Source organism: Afipia sp. GW823-FHT06G09 (genome assembly GCF_058794875.1).
In genome coordinates this window covers 785470-808292 of sequence record NZ_JBXAHF010000004.1, presented here as the reverse complement: position 1 = coordinate 808292, position 22823 = coordinate 785470, and the positions used below count along the sequence as shown (strand labels likewise).

The window sequence follows — 22823 nt, the reverse complement described above, 5'->3', positions numbered from 1 at the left end:
AGCGTTTCGGACGGCATTGTCACCACGCCGACGCCGGCTTCGGTGTCGTGGACGATCACAGGGACGAACGACGCACCGGTCGTCAGCGGCGTGGTGTCTGATCCGTCCGCGGTTGAGGACGGATCGACGCGCACACTTGATGCGCTGGCTAACGCGTCGGATGTCGATGACGGCAGCACGCTGTCCGTGGTGAACGTACCCGGCACGTTGCCTGACGGCGTGACCTACGACGCTGTCCACCACACCTTTACGCTCGATCCGGGCAACGCCGCCTATCAGCATTTGGCCGAGGGTGCGACGACGACAGTAACTGTCAGCTACAGCGTTTCGGACGGCATTGTCACCACGCCGACGCCGGCTTCGGTGTCGTGGACGATCACTGGAACGAACGATGCGCCGACGATAGATGCCAGTGGTTTCCAGACCGCGCAAAGCGGCGGAACGACCACCATTTCGAATCTCTCGGTCGCAGATCCTGACGCCAGCGATACTTTCACCGTTACGGCAACCGCGGATCACGGCACTGTCACGTTCAGTCCCAGCTCCGGCGATCTGGCAACAGTGAACGGAGCGCTGGGGACGGGCATCGCTTACACACCGACGGGAACGCCGGCTACCGACAAAGTTGCGCTAACCGTGACCGATGCTGCGGGGGCGCACGATACGGTGAACTTTATTTTCAACGTGTCCGGAACCGGTCCTGTCACCCTGCAAGGGACATCGGACAAGGACGTCTTTTTCGCGACGGGCTATCAGGACACCTTCGTGTTCGCGCCGAGCTCCAATCAGGACGTCATCACAAACGGCTTCCAGGCCGGTACCGACAAAATCGATTTGCAGGCGTTCTCGTCCATCAATGCGACGGCTCTGGCAGACATCCTGACCAACGCCGATCACACCGGCGGCGATACGCTGCTTCACCTCAACGGCACGACGGATACGTTGCTCTTGAAGGGCGTTGCCGCCCTGAATGCGAGCGATTTCATTCTCCATGCGTGATTTGAGAATGGGCCGGAAACATTAACTTCGATCATGTTTCCGGCTGCAATAAATACCCGTGTCGTGGCATGATAGGCTGGTCACAGCGCCACATTTCATGAATTCCAGATTGGCGTCCTGACAGCAGCCAAACGGCCAGGTATCGATGCAGCCCGCGAAGACATCACCTCAGGGGCATTCGCCCCGTTCCGAGCTGGGGACGGCGCTTCGCGCCTGCCGCAGCGCGTTTGTCGGTGTCGGCGTGATGAGCTTGGTCATCAACATTTTGTATCTCACCGGCTCGTTCTTCATGCTGGAAATTTACGACCGCGTGCTGCCGAGCCGCAGCATCCCGACGCTGGTCGGTCTGATCGTGCTGGCAGGCGGCCTTTACGCGGTCCAGGGCATCCTGGATCTGATCCGCGGCCGCATCCTGATCCGCATCGGATCGGCGCTGGACGAGATGCTCAGCCGCCGGGTCTATGACATCGTGGTGCGGATGCCGCTCGTTATCGGCAACCGCAGCGAGGGACTTCAGCCGCTGCGCGATCTCGACAACGTCCGCTCGTTCCTGTCAGGAATGGGGCCGGGGGCATTGTTCGACCTACCGTGGCTTCCGCTTTATCTTGCCATCTGTTTCGCATTCCATCCGCTGATCGGCATCACCGCGCTGGCCGGCGCGGTTATTCTGATCGCGCTGACCCTTCTGACAGAATACCTGACCCATGAGCCCATGAAGCGCTCGACAGGACTGGCGATGCGGCGGCAGGATCTTGCGCTCGCCAGCCGCAGGAATGCCGAGGTGCTCACCGCAATGGGCATGGCTGGACGTATCGGCAAGCGATGGGATGAATCCAATCGCGACTATCTCGCCAGCAACCAGCGGGCGAGCGATGTCGCCGGCGGCCTTGGCGCCATCGCCAAGGTCATGCGCATGATGCTGCAATCTGCGGTGCTCGGCGTCGGCGCGTATCTCGTCATCAACCAGCAGGCGACAGCGGGCATCATCATCGCAGGTTCGATCCTGAGTGCCCGTGCACTGGCACCGGTCGATCTTGCCATCGCCCACTGGAAAGGGTTCGTAGCGGCCCGCCAAAGCTGGCACCGTCTCAACCGTCTGCTCGGCATGTTGCCGGAACAGGCGGCGCCAACGCTGCTTGAAGCGCCGACAAACAGACTTACGGTCGAAACGCTGACCATCAGCCCACCCGGCGAACAGAAGGTGGTCGCGCAGGATGTCACGTTTGCGATCGAGGCCGGGCAGGGCGTTGGCGTCATCGGCCCAAGCGGGTCGGGCAAATCATCGCTGGTGCGCGCTCTGGTCGGCGTATGGCAGCCGCTGCGCGGCAAGGTGCGGCTGGACGGCGCGGCGCTGGACCAATGGTCGCCGGAAATTCTCGGCCGTCATATCGGTTACCTGCCGCAGGATGTCGAACTCTTCGCCGGTACGATCGCCCAGAACATTTCGCGGTTTGAGGACAATGCCTCTCCGGAGCACATCATCGCCGCGGCGAGGGAGGCGCGCGTCCACGATCTCATCATCAGTATGAAAGACGGCTACGACACCCAGATCGGCGATCAGGGCAGCGTGCTGTCGGCGGGGCAGGCGCAGCGCATCGCGCTGGCTCGCGCGCTGTACGGCAATCCATTCCTGGTCGTGCTCGATGAACCGAACTCCAATCTCGACAGCGAAGGCGATGTGGCGCTGAACAAGGCTATCCTTGCGGTGCGTGCGCGAGGCGGTGTCGTGGTCGTCGTCGCGCATCGTCCGATCGGCATCGAGAGCGTCGATCTCGTGCTGGTCATGAAGGACGGGCGGGTGCAGGCCTTCGGGCCGAAGGACGCCGTTCTCGGCCAGGTGTTGCAACGCCCTGCGGCAGCGCCGCCTGCGATTAAGATCGTTTCCGACAAGGGAGGAGCGCAACCATGAAGCCGACGCTCGCCGGGACGGAAAACATTGTCCGCCGCATCTTCAGCGCCCTGTTTTCGCCGCTGGAGCGGCTCTCTATCTTCCAAAGCCTGGATAAGCCCGGATCGCGAGGATCAATCCGGTTTCATCTGATTGTCGGACTCGTCGTCGTCACGCTGCTGACGTGCGGGATAGGCGGCTGGGCCTCGACAGCGCAGATTTCCGGCGCGCTGATTGCGCCGGGCTCGATCGTGGTCGATTCCAACGTCAAGAAAGTTCAACACCCGACCGGCGGTGTCGTCGGCGAGGTGAGGGCGCGCGATGGTGACCGGGTCAAGGCCGGCGACGTTGTGGTGCGGCTCGACGACACGGTGACCAAGGCAAGCCTCGCGATTGTCACCAAGGGCCTCGACGGGCTGCTGGCGCGTCGGGCGCGGCTGCTGGCGGAGCAGGATGGTGCGGACCGCATAACCTTTCCACCCGAGTTAATGGATTCCTTCGCCAACCCGGATGTGCGGGCGCTGATCGGGAACGAGGTCAAGCTGTTTCAGGTTCGCTCATCAGGCCGCGTCAATCAGAAGGCCCAGCTCAAGGAGCGCATCGCGCAGCTCAAGGAAGAAATCGGCGGGCTCGAAGCGCAGGAAAATGCCAAGTCCCGTGAGATCGAACTCATTCAGAAGGAGCTTATCGGCGTCCGCGATCTGTTCGCCAAGAATCTCGTGCAGATATCGCGTCTGACCGTGCTGGAGCGTGACGCCGCGCGGCTCGACGGCGACCGCGCGCAATTCATTGCGCAGAAGGCACAGGCGAAGGGCAAGATCACCGAAATCGAACTGCAGATTATCCAGATCGACAAGGACCTTTCCAGCGAAGTCTCCAAGGAGATGCGCGAGATCAACGACAAGATCGGCGAGTTCGTCGAGCGCAAGGTTACCGCCGAGGATCAGTTGCGCCGCATCGACATTCGCGCACCGCAGGACGGCATGGTGCTTCAGTCGACGGTTCATACTGTGGGCGGTGTGATCACCGCCGGTGACGCGATCATGCTCATCGTGCCGGAATCCGATAACCTGTCGGTCGAGGCCAAGGTGAACCCGCAGGATATCGATCAGCTCAGGATCGGACAGAAGACGCTGTTGCGGCTTTCGGCCTTTAACCAGCGCACCACGCCCGAACTGAACGGGACCGTCAGCCGCATTTCGCCGGACACGACAACGGACCAGCGCACCGGACAGAGCTACTACACCATTCGCGTGTCGATGCCGCCGGAAGAAGTGGCCAAGCTCGGGGAGGTCAAATTGATTCCGGGCATGCCGGTCGAGGCCTTTGTGCAGACCGGCGAACGCACCATGATATCCTACCTTGCGAAGCCGCTGAGCGACCAGCTCATGCGTGCTTTCCGGGAAAAGTGACGGGTATCGGTTTGACGGCATGATGCGGGCAGTGTGGAAATCGTCGGTCCGGTTCGTTGCGCGTATCCGCATGTACGCCAGGCATTTCGGCTACGGGCGGTTGCTGTCGCTTTTGCTTCTGATCGCATTTCTCGGCGTACGGGTCGTCGATCCGATCCCGCTGGAGGAGTTGCGGGTCCGCGTTTTCGACGGATATCAAATCCTCAAGCCGCGCCACAGCACACAGCGTCCTGTTGTCATCATCGACATCGACGAAAAAAGCCTCGCCAAATTCGGGCAATGGCCATGGCCGCGAACAAGGGTGGCTGATCTTGTCCAGAGGCTGACCGATCTCGGTGCAGCCGCTATCGCTTTCGATATCGTGTTCGCGGAGCCTGACCGGCTGTCGCCGGGACTCGCTGCGGACGCGTTTCGTGACCTTGATGAGGAGAGCCGAAAGAAGCTTCGGGCCCTGCCGAGCAACGATCGGGTGCTTGCTGACGTTTTACGTAAATCGCCCGCCGTTCTTGGTGAGTCCGGTCTGCCGAAATTTGTGCCGCAGCCAGAATTGAACCTGCCTCTGACGGGATTGGCCACGTTGGGCGGCGACCCGCGTCCGTTCCTTCTGCAATTCCCCGGACTGCTTCGAAACATCCCTGCGCTGGAAGAGGCCGCTCCGGGCCGCGGGTTGTTCACGATCCGCACCGAGCGCGACGGCATCGTCCGCCGGGTTCCGATGATCATGCTGGCGCAAGGCGAATTGATGCCTTCGCTGACATTTGAAATGCTGCGCATCGTGACCAAGTCCGACACCATTCTGGTCAAATCGGACGAGGCCGGCGTGAAGAGCGTGGCGGTGCCCGGATTTGAAGTCCCGACCGACCGCAACGGCCAGCTCTGGGTACATTTCGCCAAACACGATGCGGCGCGTTATGTGTCGGCCGCCGATGTGCTGGACGGCAAGGCCGGTCCCGACCTGATTTCACGCAAGCTGATCCTGATCGGTACGTCGGCCGTGGGATTGCTCGACGTGAAGACAACGCCTCTCGATCCAGTGATGCCGGGCGTCGAGGTCCACGCACAGGTGCTGGAAGCGGCGCTGACGCGCTCGGTACTGTCGCAACCGAACTATGCGGTCGGCGCCGAGCTGCTGGCCGCGATCCTGTTCGGGATCGCCATCATCTGGCTCGCACCGATTCTCAGCGCCATCATGCTTCTGCTGTTCGGCGCCGTCATCGTCAGCATCATGGTGGCGACATCCTGGTACTTCTTCTCCGAACACCGGCTGCTGATTGACTTTACATTTCCATTGATCGCGAGCACTGCGATCTATCTGGTGCTGGTGTTCAGCAGCTATTTCCGTGAACAGGCTCAGCGCCGCCGCATCCGTTCCGCCTTCGGTCAGTACCTGTCGCCAGCGCTCGTCGAACAGCTGGCGCAATCGCCGGAAAAACTCGTGCTCGGCGGCGAGGAGCGCGACATGACCATCATGTTCAGCGACGTGCGCGGTTTCACCACGATCTCCGAGTCGTTCAAGAGCGATCCGCAAGGCCTGACTTCTCTGATGAATCGTTTCCTGACGCCGCTCACAAACGCGATCCTCGATCGCAAGGGAACGATCGACAAGTATATGGGCGACGCGATCATGGCGTTCTGGAACGCTCCGCTCAGCGATCAGGAACATCAGATCAACGCCTGCAATGCGGCACTCGACATGATCGATCGCATCGAAGCGCTGAATGTCGAGCGGGAGCGGGAAGCGAATGAAGCCGGCAAGCCGTTCATTCCCATGAAGGTCGGAATTGGCCTGAACACCGGGACCTGCGTGGTCGGAAACATGGGATCGAACCTGCGGTTCGACTATTCGGTGCTGGGCGACAGCGTGAACCTGGCCTCGCGCCTCGAGGGACAATCGAAATCCTACGGCGTGCCAATCATCGCCGGGTCGGCCACGGCGCTCGCGGCCAAGGACAAATTCGCAATTCTCGAACTCGACTTCATCACCGTGAAGGGCAAGAAGGAGCCTGAGGTGATTTACGCCATCGCCGGGCGGGAAGATGTCGCGAAATCCGGACAGTTTCAGCGGCTTCGCAATCTGTGCATCGAAATGCTGGCGTGTTACCGCGGCCGCGACTGGGAGGGTGCGCTTGCTGCGATTGCGAAGGCCCGCATAGCCGACGAAGCGAAGACCTTCTCTATGCTTTACGACCTCTATTTCGAGCGTATCAAGGCGTTCCAGGAAACCCCGCCGCCTGACGACTGGAACGGTGTCTTTGCTCTGACAACCAAATGATGGGTGAGACGAAACGCCGCCGCGCTACCTGTCGCGTCCCAGCATGGCAAGCCATTTTTTTGGTGAACAGTGCGCGGTATCATGTTGGTGAAGATGACAGCGGCATGCAATTCTCGCGAAGGGTTCATTGAGTTTTTTCATGCCGACCACAATGTCCGTGCGGTTCTGGGGTGTTCGTGGGAGCATTCCGTGTCCAGGCCCCAATACCGTGCGGTATGGCGGCAATACATCATGCGTCGAGGTTCGTTGCGGTGACCATCGCCTGGTCTTCGATGCGGGATCGGGACTGCGTGTGCTGGGCCTCACGCTTGCCGAAGAAGCCGAACCAACAGACATCGATTTGTTTTTGAGTCACTGCCATATCGATCATCTGATTGGCCTTCCGTTCTTCGTGCCCGCCTTCATGACGGGAAACCGCTTGCGTCTCTGGGCCGGCAACCTGAAGGCGGCAGGTGGGGTGCAGGAAACGGTTCGGAAGCTGATGAGCTATCCATTATTTCCGATCGAAATCGAAGCCGCGCACGGCAAGATCGAATTCACCGACTTCGCACCTGGCGATGTCTTGATTCCGCGGCCGGGCATCAAGGTCATGACCGCGGCGCTCAATCATCCCGGCGGTGCGATCGGATACCGTGTCGAGTTTGGCGGCCGTGCCATGGCCTATATTACCGATACCGAACTCAGCGCCGACGAAATAGATCCGGCGCTGATAGAGCTCGCCCGCGATGCGTCGATTATTGTCATCGACACGACATACACCGACGAAGAACTGCCTGAGCATGTCGGCTGGGGCCACTCAAGCTGGCAGCAAGCCGTCCGGCTGGCCAACGAGGCGGGAGTCGGGAAGCTTTTCCTGTTTCACCACGATCCCGAACATGACGACGATGAGATGGACCGTATCGCCGCAGCAGCAGCCAGGGCGCGGCCGGGAACGGTCGTTGCAAAGGAAGGGCTGTCGTTTGAGATTTGATCGGTGCGCATGTTTTTTGCAGCGCGCCTTTTGCTCGGATTTTCGCGGAGACTTGAGTTTCGATTAAAGCATTGGCCGCGAGAACCGTTGTCGCACAAGGCGCGGCGCGGCATAATATATATCAGCTTCCTTTAGCATCAGGTTGATTCCGATGGATATGTCAGGACTCGTTTCCGGCGCCGGCGGCTTTATCGCGTCTGCGTTCGTGGTAGCCGGGTACACCATGCGAACGATGATTCCGCTTCGCATCTTCGGGATCATCACCAACGTCCTCCTGATCGGCTTTTCGGTCGTTCACCATCACTACCCGGTGATGGTGCTTCACATGATCCTGCTGCCGCTGAACGTGTACCGGCTCCGCGAAATGCTGCTGCTGGTCCGCGAAGTGAAGAAATCCGTCAACAGCGATCTGTCCATGGCCTGGCTGAAGCCGTTCATGACCGAGCGCAAATGCAAGAGCGGCGAAATCCTATTCTACAAGCACGAGAAAGCCGAGGAGATGTTCTACATCGTCAGCGGGCGCTTCCGGCTTGTCGAGTCCGGGATCGAACTGCCGAACGGCGCCATCGTCGGCGAACTCGGTATGCTGTCGCCCTCAAACAAACGAACTCAAACGCTCGAGTGCCTTGAGGGCGGGATCGTGCTGAGTGTGACCTATCAAAAGGTGGAGGAGCTTTACGTCCAGAACCCGGCGTTCGGATTCTACTTCCTGCGGCTGGTCAGCGCGCGGCTCTTCCAGAATCTTGGAAGGCTGGAAGCGCAGCTTGCCGAAACAGGTGCGCAGGCGACGTCGTGAAGATTCGGGTCAAAGTCCCGCCATCGCCGTTCCGGTTGTTGAAGGAGCGGTATTTTGGCGAAGAAACGCGAAATCCGCGTGTCGCGCGGGCCGCGCTGGCGCGGCTGTCGGCGCAACTGCCAGCGGATGTTGTCCCGATCGTCAGCGAAGCCGTTCATTCGCTGATCGACTATCAGGACCCAGACTATGCGCTGGCCTATCTCGAGCGGATCGAGCGCTATGTCGGTCCTGCGGCCCACCATGTGCCCGACCTTGCAGAACTCGCGCAGTTGCTGTCCGATCGCATGCATTTCGAGGACCCTATCCGCATCGCACAGCTGAAGCTGGCCGAGGCGGGAGGTGCGAGCGCCGGGCCAAACCCGCGCTCGATCGACCGGGTTGAGAAGTTTCGCTGGGACGAGGTGATCCCGCTGCTGCCGCCCAAGGCAGCAGCGCCGGCTCTCGATCTGTTCCAGCGCCTGCGCCTGGCGAAGCTGGCCCGCAGGAGTGTGACATTGCGTTTCAGTTCGCGGACACGCTTTAAGCTTCAACGGTTGAAATGGCTGGCTGCCGCGCGGATTACGCGTCCATTCTCCCAGCGCTTTAAGCTGGAACGCGTGTGGGTCGAGCGGTGGCTTCACATGGTTGATCGCAGCCTGGTGAAGCAGCCGGAAGCGACCGTTGCGGTCGTGCGAACGGCCAATCTCATCAAGGGACATGGCGATGCCTACCAGAACGGACTGGCCGAGTGGAACATCATCATCGACCGTCTGGTCAAACCGACATGCGACGGAGATCTCCCGCTGCCGAGGCTCGGGGAAGCCATTCAGGAGGCCCGCGATGCAGCCATCGGCGAACAGGGGCAAAGCCGGTTGGTGAATGCTGTCGAGCAGCTAAGGACGCGGGCCTTGGCCCACGGGTGACCCCGCAACGTGTGTGCATGGCGCTCGTTGCCGGCGCGTTTGGCTGAGGAGCCGCGGACGCCCCAATGGCCTACCGCCGAAAACTACATTAGAGTTACGCCGGACATGCGATACCCGGCATCATTTTCGCCGCCGCACGCATGCGCAATAGGGGTCAATCGATGAAGACGTTTCGTGGATTTTTTCTTGGGCTCGTGCCGGTTCTGGCGCTGACGGCATTCAATGGCATTTCCGATGCGAGAGCGGCTGACGACATCAAGCTGAGCAGCAATCAGCGCATCTCCTGCGGGCGCGGACTGAATGCCGGCAAACTTCAAAACATTTCGTGCAAGTCATACGCCTACATTTTTAATACAAAGACATCCGAGTTCTATCGCTGCCAGGTGAGCGTTGGCGTCACCCGTGACAACAAGGAAGTTCTCAAGGTCGATACCGATGGCGACTGCAAATTGAAGGCGCGCATCTTCCCCAGCGATTCCAGCTACCAGTTCGATGCGACTGAAACCGAGCCGCCGAACACAAACTCGTTCTTTGGATCGGGCGGGACGGCGATCTGGGTCAGCGACAGCACCAAGCTCAGTGCCAAAGGCTGCATTCTGCTCAGCGTAGGCGTCGGGCCGGATGTCATGAAATGCGTGGACATGACGTTCGGTAAATAATGTCGCCGGAGCCGGAAGCATCGTCAGCCGGCCACGGCTCGAACCTGAAACCTAATTTTTGAGAAAGATCGCCAGAGCGATCAGCCCAACAACGACGACGATGCCAATCGCCCATGTCGAGAGCCGGATATCACTCTTCAACTCGCGTTTGGCTTCGTTTTCGGCGATTTTCAGGTTGCGCTTTCGGTTGTCCTGGTCCGGATCGCTCACGGCTTCTCCTGATCTTGGCTAGGCGCTGAGGCACAGTCCGGTTCCTGACCGGTGGACCCTGCGAACAGTCTATCCGGCAGAGCGAGAAATCTGCAAAGAACAAAACGAATGTGCGGCGCTCATAGCGTTCTCGCTGAACTGTGATCGCACGAACCCGCCACCGGCTTGAGCCAGAAACCCCGTTGGTGTCTCATGCGGCCGAAACGAATCGAGGACGAAATGCGTTACCTTCAACTCGCCCTGTTAGCGCTCACCGGATACGGCCTTCTTGGTCAGGCTTCGGCCCAGGCGATCGATTATCCGTACTGCATGACCTATGTTCAGGGATGGAGTGGCACGATCGAGCAATGCGATTACTCCACGATGGCCCAGTGTCAGGCGAGCACTGGCGGCCTGAACGGGACATGCGCTCCTAACTGGCGCCTGGCTCAGCGCCGCGGCGCCTATCCCGATGAGGCGGCGCCCGCGACCGGCAAACGTAGCCGTCGCTGATTGTATTTCGGGTTTACCGAGTGCATCTCGGGGATGGCGGAGAGGGGAAGGATTCGAACCTCCGACACGATTTACCGTGTACCGCGTGCGGTGCCTTAAGCCACTCAGCCACCTCTCCATTGTTCGTCAGCAACCGGCGCGAGGCGCGCACATCAGGTGCGGCCTTTGAACTCCACGCCGATAATCGTGTCCTTGCGCCAGACGAGCCGGCAATGCGTCACTTTTCGCACGTCGCCGGTCAACGCCAGGCTGAGGTTGTTTCCGATCGGTCCGGTATCGATGAGTTCGATGCGCGCGCCGCCCGACGATAGATCCAGGACCGTGCAATTGCGCTTCGCAAAGCCGCCGTCGAGCAGCATCCAGGCGTCGTGACGCGTGGTGTGTCGGGGCTTGCGGGAATCTTTTCTGAAAACAGCCATCGGTCTCGCTCCATGATCGAAGCGTATTCTTAGCGGCCGAAAGTTTCGGAAAATTTGAATCAAAGCGCGAATGCCGGGAGGGGGTTTTAATCTTCGGTTAACCAAATAGTCCCGGCGTTGAGCTTCGGAAAACGATAGGCTGCCGGGCAATTTTACGGACCGTCCGGGCATGGAACCCGCATGACGCTCGGCGCGTTGTTGGCTGGAGGAGCCCCCCGGTGACCGGCAATCATATTGGCGGCACGACCAAGGCTGAGAGACACGAGCGGTCACGCGTTGTCCGCGGCGTGGCATCGTTTATGGCTATTGGTGTCGGTCTGCTGGTTCTGGTTTTCCTTGCATTGCAATCGCTAGGACCCAAACCGGCGCAGCCTGAAGTGTCTCTCGCATGTGCAACAAAACTCTACAGCCCCTATGATCCCAAGAACCTTGAGCAATGCACGGCGGTTTGCCTGGCCTGTAGTGCGGGTGTGAAGACTACATGCTCCACGTCATGTACCCTCAAGGGAGCACGGTAAACGTCCGATAGCGCATCGGTTCAGGATGGGACGGGCAGTACGAAAACGGTCGCGCCGGGATCGTGTTTTTCCTTTGAATTCCGTTCGCACGGACAGGTCGATGAGTCGTTATCGAGAACACGCGGCCCCGCGAGGCTGGAGGAGCCGAGCCGGTACCTAAGGCTTGCGCGGTTTCTTTTCTCGTTTTCTTATGAGCCAACTGCCCGCAACAAATCTGAGTGCGTGGAATCCGGGCAGGGCGAGGGACCGAATGAAGCGATACATCATCTTTGCGGCCATTGGGCCGCTGGTAGCGGGCTTTTTCCTTCTCGTTCTTGGAACGCCCGAAGGCTACTGGGATGGGGACGATGTCGTGAAGAAACTATTCAAGGTCCTGCTGATGACCATTCCCTACAACTACCTGTTCGGGATCATCCCGGCGCTGATGATCGGTGCCGTCGACGACATTCTCTTCCACGTCAGGAGAATCAGTCCGGTCCTTCGGATGTTTCTGACCGGCATCGTCGCATTTTGCGCAACGGCAGTTCTCTATGGCACGCTCGGGAGCGAGACGGGCCTCAAGCATTATCTGCTCTACGGACTGGTCGGTTTTATTCCGGCGACAATTTCGTCCTGGCTGGCGCACAGGTTCGACAAGCAACCCGGAGTGCCGCTGCCGGCGTGATGCCTGCGGCGCAGGCCCGGCATTCCATTCACAGTCTGGCGGAAGGGGTGGGATTCGAACCCACGGTGCCCTTGCAGGCACGCCGGTTTTCAAGACCGGTGCCTTAAACCACTCGGCCACCCTTCCGGTTCGCACCTCTTGAGGGAAGGCGCGAGCGATTGCAAGGGTTGTCCACGCGGGAGGGTTGCAAAGCCGGAAAATCAATCTCCGGTTTACCAAGCCGTGCGCCGGGCCGTTTCCGGTATGGAAGCAATGAGTTAAGGTAAGCGCTGTATGAGTGCCAGCCTCCGGCCTGCGGTGCCCGGTAGGCAAGCGGCCGCGAAAGATGCTATTTGGGGTTCTATGGGGATTTGCGTCAGGGAATCGGGCGGGGCAGCCGTGCGCATCGCGGCAGCGGGAGCCTTGTGTCTGCTGGTCGCCAATTGCGCCTCGTCAAACAAGCTCTCCAGCCGAGTCGACCCGAAATACGGCGTTTCCAGTAGCCCTCGGGTGGTGGATTTCGGCGATCCGGTCCCCAGGGGCGGAGGTACCTATCGCGTCGGCAAGCCGTACGTTGTCGCCGGCAGGACCTACGTTCCGGAAGAAAATCCGAATTATCGCGCTGAGGGTATGGCCTCCTGGTACGGCGATGCCTTCCACGGCCGTCTGACGGCCAATGGCGAGGTGTTCGACATGACCTCGCTCACCGCGGCCCATCCTACCATGCCGCTGCCGAGCTATGCGCGCGTGACTAATCTGGCCAACGGCAAATCGGTGGTCGTGCGCGTCAATGATCGCGGGCCATACCATGGCAACCGGCTGATCGACGTCTCAAATACCGCTGCCAAGCTGCTTGAGTTCCGCGAAAACGGCATCGGCCGGGTGAGGGTGGAGTATGTCGGCCGCGCTCCTCTCGAAGGTTCGGACGATCGCCAACTGATGGCCACGCTGCGGACCGGCGAGCCTGCACCTGCACCATCGACCGTTCGTATCGCGTCGGCCCGTGCCTTCATTCCGGATATGACCCCTTCGCCCTCGCGCGGAGTGGCCCGTGGTGATGTCCCGCTGCCCGCCGGGCGTCCCTATACGCTGGGCCATACCCAGGAAGATTTTGCTGCGGCGGGTTCATCGGAGGTCTCTGCCTCGCGTGCTGCGCGCTCTGGCGGACGCCGCTTCGAACGCAGCGCTCCCGCTGAGGTCGAGGAAGCTGCCGAGGAAGCCCCGGCAACGACAAGGCCGGTTGCGGCCTATGCTCCGGCATCCCGCGATAACAGCCCTAACCTGATGTCGGGTCGCGGGCTTTACTGAGCCCGGATCCCGAGCGATCAGCTTCGCACGCCATTCAGGAACTCAACCAGCGCCGCGTTCACCTCGTCGGGGCGCTCCTGTTGAATCCAGTGGCCCGCGCCTTCGATGATCAGCTTGCGCCTCAGATTGGGCAGCACGCGTTCCATTTCTGTGACGCGCTTTCCGCCGAGAATGCCGGTGACGACGGAATCGTTGGCGCCCGCGATGAAGATCGATGGCTGATGGATTTTCGCGCCCTGCCAGGGAGCGGTCAGCTCCCAGTTCCGGTCGATGTTGCGATACCAGTTCAGGCCGCCGCGAAACCCGGTCCGCCGATAGGTTTCAACGACATGCGCATGGTCCTGCTCGCTGACCCATGCCGGCAGGGGGCGTGGAATAGTCAGGTCGCCCAAAAAACCTTGCCCGTCCTTCAGAAACAGCGAGCCGTCGACACCGAAGGTCACCGCGCGCATCGTGAAATCGACATCGCGCTCGAACTCGGCCTCAGCGTCACCCGGCTTCTGGAAATACTGCCAGTAGAAGTTGGTGACGCCACTTTTCGCCAGCGTCTCCAGTGGCCGCTCGCGGCCTCTGAATGGCGGGGCGACGCTCAATCCGCCGACGGCTGTGAAGACGTCGGGCCTGAACAGGGCTGCATGCCAGGCGATGGGGGCGCCCCAGTCATGGCCAATGATAATCGCCTTGGTTTCGCCGAGGGCCGCCACCAGCGCGACCATGTCGCCGACCATGTCGAAAATGGAATAGGCGTCAATGTTCTGGGGGGCAGACGTACGCCCGAAACCGCGCATGTCTGGCGCGACCGCATGGAAGCCGGCAGCCGCAATGGCGGGGAGTTGATGCCTCCAGGAATGGGAGAGTTCGGGCCATCCATGGCACAGCAGGACCAGTGGGCCGGAGCCCTGTTCTGTCACAAAAATCTCAATGCCGTTGGCTGAGATCATTTGCGATGACGACATGGATTTCCGCCTCTTTTCAACATTTTGAAGGCGACCGGGACACCGAAGCGGCCCGCCGCACGTTGTTTGGTATCAGCCCAACTGTTACAAGGCGATCCTCAGGAATCTCAACATGGCAGCCATTCTCAGAGCATCCCGGACTCACGGGCGTCGACATGGGCGGTTCTGGCCGCTTGTCGCCGTTCTGCTGACGGCCGGTCTGGCGCTTGGCGGCGGGGTCCACGCGGCCAACAACAGCGTGCAGGGTGCCAAAAAGGACGAAGGGTACGAGATCGATGCGCCGACTGCGATCCTGATCGAGGCGAAGTCCGGCAGCATCCTGTTCGAGAAAAACCCCGACGAACTCCGCGCGCCCTCCAGCATGATGAAGCTGATGACGGCGGAGGTTGTTTTCAACGCGCTGAAGAAGGGCGACATCAAGCCCACCGATGAGTACCGCATCAGCGAATATGCCTGGCGAAAGGGTGGCGCGCCGTCCGGCGGTTCGACCATGTTCGCGGCAATCAACAGCAAGGTCAGCGTCGACGATCTTCTGCGCGGTGCGCTGATCCAGAGCGGCAACGATTCCTGCATTGCGCTGGCGGAAGGCATGGCGGGCAGCGAGCGCGACTTCGTTGCGATGATGACCAAACGCGCACGAGAGCTTGGCCTGACGAAATCCACGTTCGGAAACTCCAACGGCCTGCCGGATCCCGTCAACAAGATGACCGTGCGCGAACTGGGCATGCTGGCCCGGCACATCATTCTGACCTATCCGGACAACTACAAGCTGTTCGGCGAGCGCGAATTCACCTGGAACAAGATCCGGCAGCAGAACCGTAATCCGCTGCTGACGATGCTCGAAGGCGCGGACGGACTGAAGACCGGTTACACCAAGGAGGGCGGCTTCGGCATGGTCGGCTCGGCGGTGCAGAACGGCATGCGGCTGATCGTGGTGGTCAACGGACTTGAAGATGCCGATGATCGTGCAGCCGAGGCCAAGAAGCTGCTCGAATGGGGGTTCCGTAATTTCGAGGCGCGGACGCTGTTCGCCAAGGATCAGACGGTCGGCTATGCAAAGGTGTTCGGCGGCAGCGCGCGTTCCGTCAAACTGGCAAGCCCGGAGCCCATCAAGGTCATGGTGCAGCGGAACGGCAACGACAAGTTGCTTGCTCGAATTGTTTACACAGGGCCGGTGCGCGCACCGATCCAGCCGGGTCAACGGATTGGGACGCTCAAGGTCTGGCGCGGCAGCAACATCGCACTGGAATCTCCGTTGGTCGCGGCGGAAGCGATCGAGACAGGTTCGACAACCCGCCGCGCGTTCGACGGCGCCAGCGAGCTCGTCATTGGCCTGTTCCGCGCCGGCGCGGAGAAGCTTTGACATGAGTGACGCTGTCAGACCGAGACAGCCGCCGCGCGGCCGCTTCATCACTTTTGAGGGCGGAGAAGGTTCCGGTAAATCGACGCAAATCCAGCTGCTGGCGGATCGTCTCAACGCAGCCAAACTGCGAACGATCACAACGCGCGAACCTGGCGGTTCGCCCGGTGCGGAAATCGTGCGGCATCTGCTGCTCTCGGGAATGGCCAAGGCATTCGGTCCCGAGACGGAGTCCTTGCTGTTTGCTGCCGCACGCGACGATCATGTCAGTCAGGTAATTGAACCGGCGCTTGCGCAGGGACTCTGGGTGGTGTGCGACCGGTTCACGGATTCGACACGCGTCTATCAGGGCGAATTGGGCAAGGTCGATCCGACACTGATCCGGGCGATGGAGCGTGTCACCATCGGAAACCTCAAGCCCGATCTTACGATCATTCTGGACGTTCCTGTTGCAGTCGGGATGGAGCGCGCGCTCAAACGGCGAGGGACCGCCGTACCAGATCGTTTCGAAGGTGAGGGCGTGAGCTTCCATGAGAAGCTGCGAGAAGCCTATCGCAAGATAGCCGAAGGCGATCCGCAGCGCTGCGCGCTGGTTGACGCAGATGCCGATCCCAAGATTGTCGCGGAGCGGGTCTGGAAAGCGCTGCGCGATCACCTGTTCTCCGTAGCGACCGTTCGCGAGACCACCAAGGCATGAGCGCTCGCGCGGCTGAATCCGAGACATCAATTCCGGCGCCGCGCGAAACGACGGCGCTGTTCGGTCATCGCGATGCCGAGCAGACATTGCTGATGGCCTATCGCAGCGGACGCATTCCTCATGCGTGGCTGATCGGCGGTGCGCAGGGCATCGGCAAGGCGACCCTGGCCTATCGCATGGCGCGGTTCGTGCTCGCACATTCCGATTCCTCCGCACGATCCGTGCAGGATGCGGATAGTCTGTACGTTGATCAGGATCATCCGGTGGCGCGCCAGGTCGCGAACGCCAGTCACGGCGGATTGCTGACGCTGGAGCGCACCGCGAACGAGAAGGGCACGATGCGAACCGTCATCACGGTTGACGAGTCGCGCGAAACCATTGGATTCTTCGGCTCGACCGCAGCTTCTGTCGGTGGCTGGCGTGTCTGTGTGGTCGACACCGTCGACGAACTCAACGCCAATGCCTCCAATGCGCTGCTCAAGATTCTTGAAGAACCGCCAGCGAGGTCGCTGTTTCTTCTCATCAGTCATGCTCCCGCGCGTGTGCTCGCCACCATCCAGTCCCGTTGCCGGAAACTCCCATTGCGGCCTCTGGCGACGCAGGATGTGATTCAAGCAGCAGCTGAGGCCGCCGGATTAACCCGCGGCGATACCGCACTTGCCGAGGCAGCAGACGCAGCTGAGGGGAGCGTAGCACGCGCGCTTACGTTGCTCGGCGGCCAATCGCTCGGGCTGCACCAGCGCACGCTCGAATTGCTGAATCGCCTGCCGCAGCTCGATCAGCGCGCGCTTCATGCTCTCGGTGATGCGTTGCCGCTGAATGATCGCGTCGGACTGAAAGCTTTCGTCGACACCATTGACCGTTGGCTCACAGGGCATCTGCATGCCCCCGATGCAGGCGCAAATCTGCCCCGCCTTGCACGACTTGCCGAGGTATGGGAAAAGATCAACAGTGCCGCGCGCGACACAGAAAGCTTCAATCTGGAACGGAAGCCGCTGGTTTTCTCAGTGTTCGGTATGCTCTCAGAAGCCACCGCAACTCGCTGACCGGGCAATCCCAGCGGTCTCGCAGACCACATCACGAATGAGTGCGCGCACGTCAGCGCTGTTTTGAATTTCAAGGAAGCCTAATGGCCACCAGGAAGACCGCCGTTAAGAAGAAAAAGAAAGCAACCAAGAAGGCCGTCAAGTCGGCACGCAAGGCTGCGGCCCGGCGCGCATCTGCTTCGTCGAAGAAAGGACGCAAGGCGGTTGCGAAAAAGACGGCCAGGAAACCCGGAAAGAAAGTTGCCAAGAAAACGGCAAAGAAGGCCGTAAAGAAGGCTGCGACCAAGCGCGCCGGCAAGAAGGCCGCTGGCAAGAAGAGCGGCGCGAAGGAGAGCGCTGTCAGGAAATCCGCGGTAAAGAAACCTGCCACCAAACCGACCGTTGTGACGACCGCGCCGGACGTCAAGCCGGTAACAAAAAAGGCGCCGCCGAAGCCGGCCAAGGTGGCTGCCGTGCCGCAGAGTGTTGCAAGCGCGCGCGCGAAGAACTCATTCTACATCACAACCGCCATCGCTTATCCCAACGGCGCGCCGCATATCGGCCACGCCTATGAGGCGATCGCGACCGATGCGCTGGCGCGATTCCAGCGTCTCGACGGCAAGGACGTGTTCTTCCTGACCGGCACCGACGAGCATGGCCAGAAGATGATCCAGACGGCGCAGAAGGAAAACATGACGCCCCTGGATCTGGCGACACGAAACGCCGCGCGTTTCAAGGAGATGGACCAGCGCCTGAATATTTCGTTCGATCGCTTCATACGCACGTCCGAGAAGCAGCACCATGAGTCGACACAGGAAATCTGGAAGCGGATGGTCGCGAACGGCGACATCTATCTCGACAGCTACGCCGGCTGGTATTCCGTGCGCGACGAAGCTTATTACGCCGAGGACGAAACCGTTGTCGGCGAGGATAACGTGCGGCGAGGGCCGCAGGGGACACCTGTCGAGTGGGTCGAGGAAAAGAGCTATTTCTTCGAACTCTCGGCCTATCAGGACAAGCTGCTTGCGCTGTACGAAAGTCAGCCGGACTTCATCGGGCCGGACTCGCGCAAGAACGAAATCATCAGCTTCGTTAAAAGCGGTCTGAAAGACTTGTCTATCTCGCGCACCACGTTCGACTGGGGCGTGAAGGTGCCGGGTGACGAAAAACACGTGATGTATGTCTGGGTTGACGCACTGACCAACTACATCACCGGCGTTGGCTTCCCGGACGAGGGCGACAAGAACTGGAAGTACTGGCCGGCGGACGTGCACATCATCGGCAAGGACATCATCCGTTTTCATGCGGTTTACTGGCCGGCGTTCCTGATGTCGGCGGGCATCCCGGTGCAGAAGCGTGTGTTCGCGCACGGCTTCCTGTTCAACCGCGGCGAGAAGATGTCGAAGTCTGTCGGCAACGTGGTCGATCCGTTCAGCCTCGCCGATGCCTATGGCGTTGATCAGCTTCGCTACTTCTTCCTGCGGGAGGTGCCGTTCGGTCAGGACGGCAACTACAATCATGAAGCCATCGTGGCGCGCACCAATGCCGATCTCGCCAACGACTTCGGCAACCTGGCGCAGCGCTCGCTGTCGATGATCGCCAAGCAGCATCAGGGCGTGCTGCCGGACCCCGGCGAGTTCAGTGACAACGACAAGGCTATCCTTGCAATGGCGGACGGCATGCTCGAGCAGGCACGTACCGCCATGGCCACGCAACAGATTCATCAGGCGCTCAACGCGATCTGGGCCGTGGTGGCGGAGGCCAACCGCTATTTCGCGGGCGAGGCGCCGTGGGCGCTGGCCAAAACCGATCCAGCGCGCCAGAAGACGGTTCTGTATGTTACCGCTGAAGTCGTCCGTCAGATTGCGATCCTTGCGCAGCCGGCTATGCCGGATGCTTGTGCCAAGCTGCTCGACATTCTGGGAATTGCGCCGGACGCGCGCGATTTCGCCGCGCTCAGTAACCGGATCAAAGGCGGCTCGCAATTGCCGCCGCCTGCGCCGGTTTTCCCGCGTTATGTCGAACCAAAAGACGACGCGGTGAGTTAAGCCAGATGCTTGTCGACAGTCACTGCCATCTCGACTTTCCGGACTTTGCGGACGATCTCGATGCGATCGTCAAGCGCGCTGAGGCCGCAGGCGTTGGCCGTATTGTCACCATCTCCACGCGGGTGCGGAAGGTCGATGGATTATTGAGCATCGCGGCGCGGTTTCCGAATGTCTATTGTTCCGTAGGCACTCATCCGCACAACGCGGATGAGGAGGACGGCATCACCCCTGACGAACTGATAGCGCTCACAAGGCATCCAAAGGTGGTGGCGCTGGGCGAAGCGGGGCTCGACAATTTCTACAAGGATGGATCGCCTGAAGCGCAGGAGCGGGGCTTTCGTGCTCACATCGCGGCGGCGCGCGCGACCGGATTGCCGCTGGTGATCCACACCCGCGAGGCCGATGAGGCCTGCGGCCGCATTCTTGAGGATGAAATCGCGAAGGGGCCGTTCAAAGCCGTGCTGCATTGTTACACAGGCGGACGCGAACTTGCGATGAAGGCTATCGGGCTTGGGTTGTCAATTTCCTTCACCGGAATCCTGACGTTCAAGAACTCGCAAGCGATCCGTGACATCGCTGCCGAACTGCCCGCGGACCGCATCATGGTGGAAACCGATGCGCCATACCTCGCACCGGGGAAATTCCGCGGCAAGCGCAATGAGCCGTCCTTTGTCACGGAGACTGCAAGGGTGCTGGCGGAAACACGCGGCGTTTCACTCGACGAGATCGCGCACCAGACCACGGAAAATTTCTTCCGGCTGTTCGATAAAGTGCCGCGCCCGGACGCAAAAGCTGCATGACGGTGATACTGACAATCCTCGGCTCCGGATCGTCCGCCGGCGTGCCGCGCCCCGCGCTTGGTTGGGGCGCATGTGACCCGAACAATCCGAAGAACCGCCGCCGCCGTTGTTCGCTGCTGGCCGAAAAGGGTGGCGCCAACGGCCTGACGCGCGTCCTGATCGATACCTCGCCGGATCTGCGCGAGCAGTTGATCGATGCCAACGTGGATCATCTCGAAGCGACGTTCCTGACCCACGAACATGCCGACCAGACCCACGGCATCGACGACCTGCGTTCCGTCGTCCTGCATCAGCGCAAGCGGATTCCTGTCTACCTGAACAAATCAACGGCCAAGGATATCCTGAGGCGCTTTGCCTATTGCTTCGAGCAGGCGCCCGGCAGTGACTATCCGGCGATCCTGGAAAAGCGATCAATCGAGGCCGGTGAAACCGAGCGCGTCGAGGGGAAGGGCGGCTCCCTCGCCCTGACCGCGTTCCTGGTTCAGCACGGCAACATACCGGCGCTCGGTTACCGCATCGGCAATGCCGCCTATACGCCTGATCTCCACGACATTCCGCCGGAGAGCTTTCCCGCGCTGGAAAACCTAGATCTGTGGATCATCGATGCCCTGCGCTATGCGCCGCATCCGAGTCATCTCAGTCTCGACGACGCGCTGTCGTGGATTGCGAAATTCAAGCCGCGCCGCGCGGTTCTGACCAACCTGCATTCGGATCTGGACTACGACGTGCTGCAAGCCAAATTGCCGCCGGGTATCGAGGCGGGCTATGACGGCATGCGGCTGGCGATCGAAGCATAAGCTACGCCGAAATCGCCTTTGCCGAATTGGCCTGATCGCGCAGCGCGAATTTCTGGATCTTGCCGGTCGACGTCTTCGGGATCGCGCCGAACACCACTGACTTCGGTGATTTAAATCCCGGCAATATGCCCTTGCAGTAGCTCAGGATTTCCGCCTCGGTTGCGCTGGCGCCTTCCTTGAGTTCGACGAAAGCGCAGGGCACCTCACCCCATTTCGGGTCCGGCTTGGCAACCACGGCTGCGAACAGCACGGCCGGATGCTTATACAGGACGTCCTCGACCTCGACCGACGAGATGTTTTCACCGCCCGAGATGATGATGTCCTTGGAGCGGTCCTTGATGATGACGTAGCCGTCCTTGTCGAGCACGCCGAGGTCGCCCGTATGAAACCAGCCGCCCTCGAAGGCTTCCCTGGTCGCCTTCTCGTTCTTCAAGTAGCCCTTCATGACGATGTTGCCACGGAACATGACCTCGCCGATGGTTTCGCCATCGCGCGGCACCTCGCGCATCGTTTCCGGATCGAGCACCGTGACGGCTTCCTGAAGCGGATAGGGCACGCCCTGCCGGCGCTTCAGCTGGGCGCGCTGGTCTGCCGGAAGCTCGTCCCAGCCGGGTTGTTCGGCGCAAACGGAGGCGGGGCCGTAGACCTCTGTGAGGCCGTAGACATGGGTCAGCTTGATGCCGATGCTCTCGGCGCCCTCAAGCACGGCTACCGGCGGCGCCGCACCCGCAATCAGTCCCACGACGGGCTTCGCCGACTTGCCCTTGGGAGCATCCGGCGCATTGATCAGCGTGTTGTAGACGATTGGCGCGCCGCACATGTGGGTCACGCCGTGAGCCTTGATCAGCTCGAAAATCTTGGCCGGATCGACCTTGCGCAAGCAGACGTTGATCCCGGCAGACGCCGCGATGGTCCACGGAAAGCACCAGCCGTTGCAATGAAACATTGGCAACGTCCAGAGATAGATCGGATGCGTACCGAGATTGCCCGCGAGGATGTTGCTGACGGCGTTGAGATAGGCGCCCCGATAATGCGTGACGACGCCCTTGGGATTGCCCGTGGTGCCGGACGTATAGCCGAGCGCGATGGCGTCCCATTCGTCGTCCGGCGTCAGCCACGCGAACTCCGGGTCACCGGACGCGACCGCCGCCTCATACTCGAGTTCGCCAATGCGCTTGCCACCGGCAAACGCAGCGTCGTCGACATCGATCACCAGCGGCCTCGGGCCTTTCATCAAGCCCAGTGCATCCGAGATCACGCCGCCGAACTCAGGGTCGACCAAAATAATCTTGGCGCCGCCGTGATCGAGCTGGAATGCGATCGAGGCCGCATCGAGCCGGATATTGAGCGCGTTGAGAACGCCGCCGGCCATCGGTACGGCAAAATGCGCTTCGTTCATCGCCGGGATATTCGGCAGCATAGCCGCCACGGTATCGCCACGCTGAATGCCGCGCTTGGCAAGAAACGACGCAAACCGCTTGCAGCGCTCATAGGTCTGCGACCAGGTGAACCTGCGGCCTTCATAGACCGCGCTGGTGTGATTTGGATACACGCTGGCGCTGCGGGCCAGGAAGCTCAGCGGCGACAACGGGACATAGTTGGCGGCGGTTTTGTCCAGACCGGTGCTGTATTGGCCCTGATCGCTGCTCATG

General features: G+C 60.7%; 21 protein-coding genes and 2 tRNA genes. 17 read left to right on the top strand and 6 right to left on the bottom strand.

The genetic code is table 11. The features are described from left to right. The 8 genes from AC1Q67_RS20715 to AC1Q67_RS20680 all read left to right on the top strand — a co-directional run. A partial coding sequence (locus AC1Q67_RS20715) for a VCBS domain-containing protein (RefSeq protein WP_492238167.1) occupies positions 1-999 on the top strand: 999 nt, incomplete at its 5' end. Between the two features lie 145 nt (positions 1000-1144). Beyond that, positions 1145-2908 (top strand): type I secretion system permease/ATPase, encoded by a 1764-nt coding sequence (locus AC1Q67_RS20710; RefSeq protein WP_492236524.1) that lies wholly within the window; start codon positions 1145-1147, stop codon positions 2906-2908. Next, positions 2905-4299, top strand: a complete 1395-nt coding sequence (locus AC1Q67_RS20705; protein ID WP_492236525.1) for an HlyD family type I secretion periplasmic adaptor subunit — start codon at positions 2905-2907, stop codon at positions 4297-4299. Before AC1Q67_RS20710 ends, AC1Q67_RS20705 begins: the two co-directional genes overlap by 4 nt. Before the next feature lie 19 nt (positions 4300-4318). Further along, positions 4319-6571 (top strand): CHASE2 domain-containing protein, encoded by a 2253-nt coding sequence (locus AC1Q67_RS20700; RefSeq protein ID WP_492236526.1) that lies wholly within the window; start codon positions 4319-4321, stop codon positions 6569-6571. A 139-nt stretch (positions 6572-6710) separates the two neighbouring features. Next, positions 6711-7541: an MBL fold metallo-hydrolase gene (locus AC1Q67_RS20695; RefSeq protein ID WP_492236527.1), complete on the top strand. Its 831-nt coding sequence runs from the start codon at positions 6711-6713 to the stop codon at positions 7539-7541. A 151-nt stretch (positions 7542-7692) separates the two neighbouring features. Beyond that, on the top strand, positions 7693-8337 hold the full coding sequence (locus AC1Q67_RS20690) for a Crp/Fnr family transcriptional regulator (protein WP_024577975.1): 645 nt from the start codon (positions 7693-7695) through the stop codon (positions 8335-8337). Further along, positions 8334-9239: a DUF6537 domain-containing protein gene (locus AC1Q67_RS20685; protein WP_492236528.1), complete on the top strand. Its 906-nt coding sequence runs from the start codon at positions 8334-8336 to the stop codon at positions 9237-9239. The genes AC1Q67_RS20690 and AC1Q67_RS20685 overlap by 4 nt, the downstream gene beginning before the upstream one ends. Before the next feature lie 161 nt (positions 9240-9400). Beyond that, positions 9401-9898: a hypothetical protein gene (locus AC1Q67_RS20680; RefSeq protein ID WP_024577973.1), complete on the top strand. Its 498-nt coding sequence runs from the start codon at positions 9401-9403 to the stop codon at positions 9896-9898. A gap of 51 nt (positions 9899-9949) precedes the next feature. On the opposite strand, the gene AC1Q67_RS20675 is transcribed toward AC1Q67_RS20680, so the two are convergent. Then, the gene (locus AC1Q67_RS20675; protein ID WP_192817727.1) at positions 9950-10108 is read right to left on the bottom strand and encodes a hypothetical protein; all 159 of its coding nucleotides are present in this window, start codon (positions 10106-10108) and stop codon (positions 9950-9952) included. 219 nt (positions 10109-10327) lie between these two features. On the opposite strand from AC1Q67_RS20675, the gene AC1Q67_RS20670 reads away from it, so the two are divergent. Then, positions 10328-10600, top strand: coding sequence for a DUF3551 domain-containing protein (locus tag AC1Q67_RS20670; protein ID WP_492236529.1), 273 nt, complete (start codon positions 10328-10330; stop codon positions 10598-10600). A 34-nt stretch (positions 10601-10634) separates the two neighbouring features. On the opposite strand, the gene AC1Q67_RS20665 is transcribed toward AC1Q67_RS20670, so the two are convergent. Both AC1Q67_RS20665 and AC1Q67_RS20660 read right to left on the bottom strand, forming a co-directional pair. Beyond that, positions 10635-10718 (bottom strand) — tRNA-OTHER (locus tag AC1Q67_RS20665). Between the two features lie 34 nt (positions 10719-10752). Further along, positions 10753-11019 carry a PilZ domain-containing protein gene (locus AC1Q67_RS20660; protein ID WP_492238166.1) on the bottom strand — a complete coding sequence of 89 codons (267 nt, stop codon included), beginning with the start codon at positions 11017-11019 and terminating at the stop codon, positions 10753-10755. A 768-nt stretch (positions 11020-11787) separates the two neighbouring features. On the opposite strand from AC1Q67_RS20660, the gene AC1Q67_RS20655 reads away from it, so the two are divergent. Further along, the gene (locus AC1Q67_RS20655; RefSeq protein ID WP_492236531.1) at positions 11788-12201 is read left to right on the top strand and encodes a DUF5413 family protein; all 414 of its coding nucleotides are present in this window, start codon (positions 11788-11790) and stop codon (positions 12199-12201) included. Positions 12202-12237: 36 nt separating this feature from the next. Here the strand turns inward: AC1Q67_RS20655 and AC1Q67_RS20650 are convergent. Further along, a tRNA-Ser gene (locus AC1Q67_RS20650) sits at positions 12238-12327 on the bottom strand. 216 nt (positions 12328-12543) lie between these two features. On the opposite strand from AC1Q67_RS20650, the gene AC1Q67_RS20645 reads away from it, so the two are divergent. Next, complete coding sequence (locus AC1Q67_RS20645; RefSeq protein WP_024577948.1) at positions 12544-13488, top strand: septal ring lytic transglycosylase RlpA family protein; 945 nt, start codon at positions 12544-12546, stop codon at positions 13486-13488. A 17-nt stretch (positions 13489-13505) separates the two neighbouring features. Here AC1Q67_RS20645 and AC1Q67_RS20640 read toward each other — a convergent pair whose 3' ends face one another. Then, positions 13506-14444, bottom strand: a complete 939-nt coding sequence (locus AC1Q67_RS20640) for an alpha/beta fold hydrolase (RefSeq protein ID WP_492236532.1) — start codon at positions 14442-14444, stop codon at positions 13506-13508. Positions 14445-14556: 112 nt separating this feature from the next. Here AC1Q67_RS20640 and AC1Q67_RS20635 point away from each other — a divergent pair, with 112 nt between their 5' ends. The 6 genes from AC1Q67_RS20635 to AC1Q67_RS20610 all read left to right on the top strand — a co-directional run bounded on the left by AC1Q67_RS20635 (position 14557) and on the right by AC1Q67_RS20610 (position 21171). Then, on the top strand, positions 14557-15807 hold the full coding sequence (locus AC1Q67_RS20635; protein WP_492236533.1) for a D-alanyl-D-alanine carboxypeptidase family protein: 1251 nt from the start codon (positions 14557-14559) through the stop codon (positions 15805-15807). 1 nt (position 15808) lies between these two features. Next, entirely contained in the window at positions 15809-16501 is a 693-nt protein-coding gene (gene tmk / locus AC1Q67_RS20630) for a dTMP kinase (RefSeq protein ID WP_492236534.1), read from the top strand. Continuing rightward, a complete protein-coding gene (locus AC1Q67_RS20625; RefSeq protein ID WP_492236535.1) occupies positions 16498-17547 on the top strand; it encodes a DNA polymerase III subunit delta' in 1050 nt (349 codons plus the stop codon). The genes tmk and AC1Q67_RS20625 overlap by 4 nt, the downstream gene beginning before the upstream one ends. Before the next feature lie 83 nt (positions 17548-17630). Beyond that, positions 17631-19574 (top strand): methionine--tRNA ligase, encoded by a 1944-nt coding sequence (gene metG / locus AC1Q67_RS20620; RefSeq protein ID WP_492236536.1) that lies wholly within the window; start codon positions 17631-17633, stop codon positions 19572-19574. A gap of 5 nt (positions 19575-19579) precedes the next feature. Next, positions 19580-20374, top strand: a complete 795-nt coding sequence (locus tag AC1Q67_RS20615) for a TatD family hydrolase (protein WP_492236537.1) — start codon at positions 19580-19582, stop codon at positions 20372-20374. Further along, entirely contained in the window at positions 20371-21171 is an 801-nt protein-coding gene (locus AC1Q67_RS20610) for an MBL fold metallo-hydrolase (protein ID WP_492236538.1), read from the top strand. Before AC1Q67_RS20615 ends, AC1Q67_RS20610 begins: the two co-directional genes overlap by 4 nt. Before the next feature lies 1 nt (position 21172). On the opposite strand, the gene AC1Q67_RS20605 is transcribed toward AC1Q67_RS20610, so the two are convergent. After that, positions 21173-22822, bottom strand: a complete 1650-nt coding sequence (locus AC1Q67_RS20605) for an acyl-CoA synthetase (protein ID WP_492236539.1) — start codon at positions 22820-22822, stop codon at positions 21173-21175. Position 22823 lies beyond the last annotated feature (1 nt).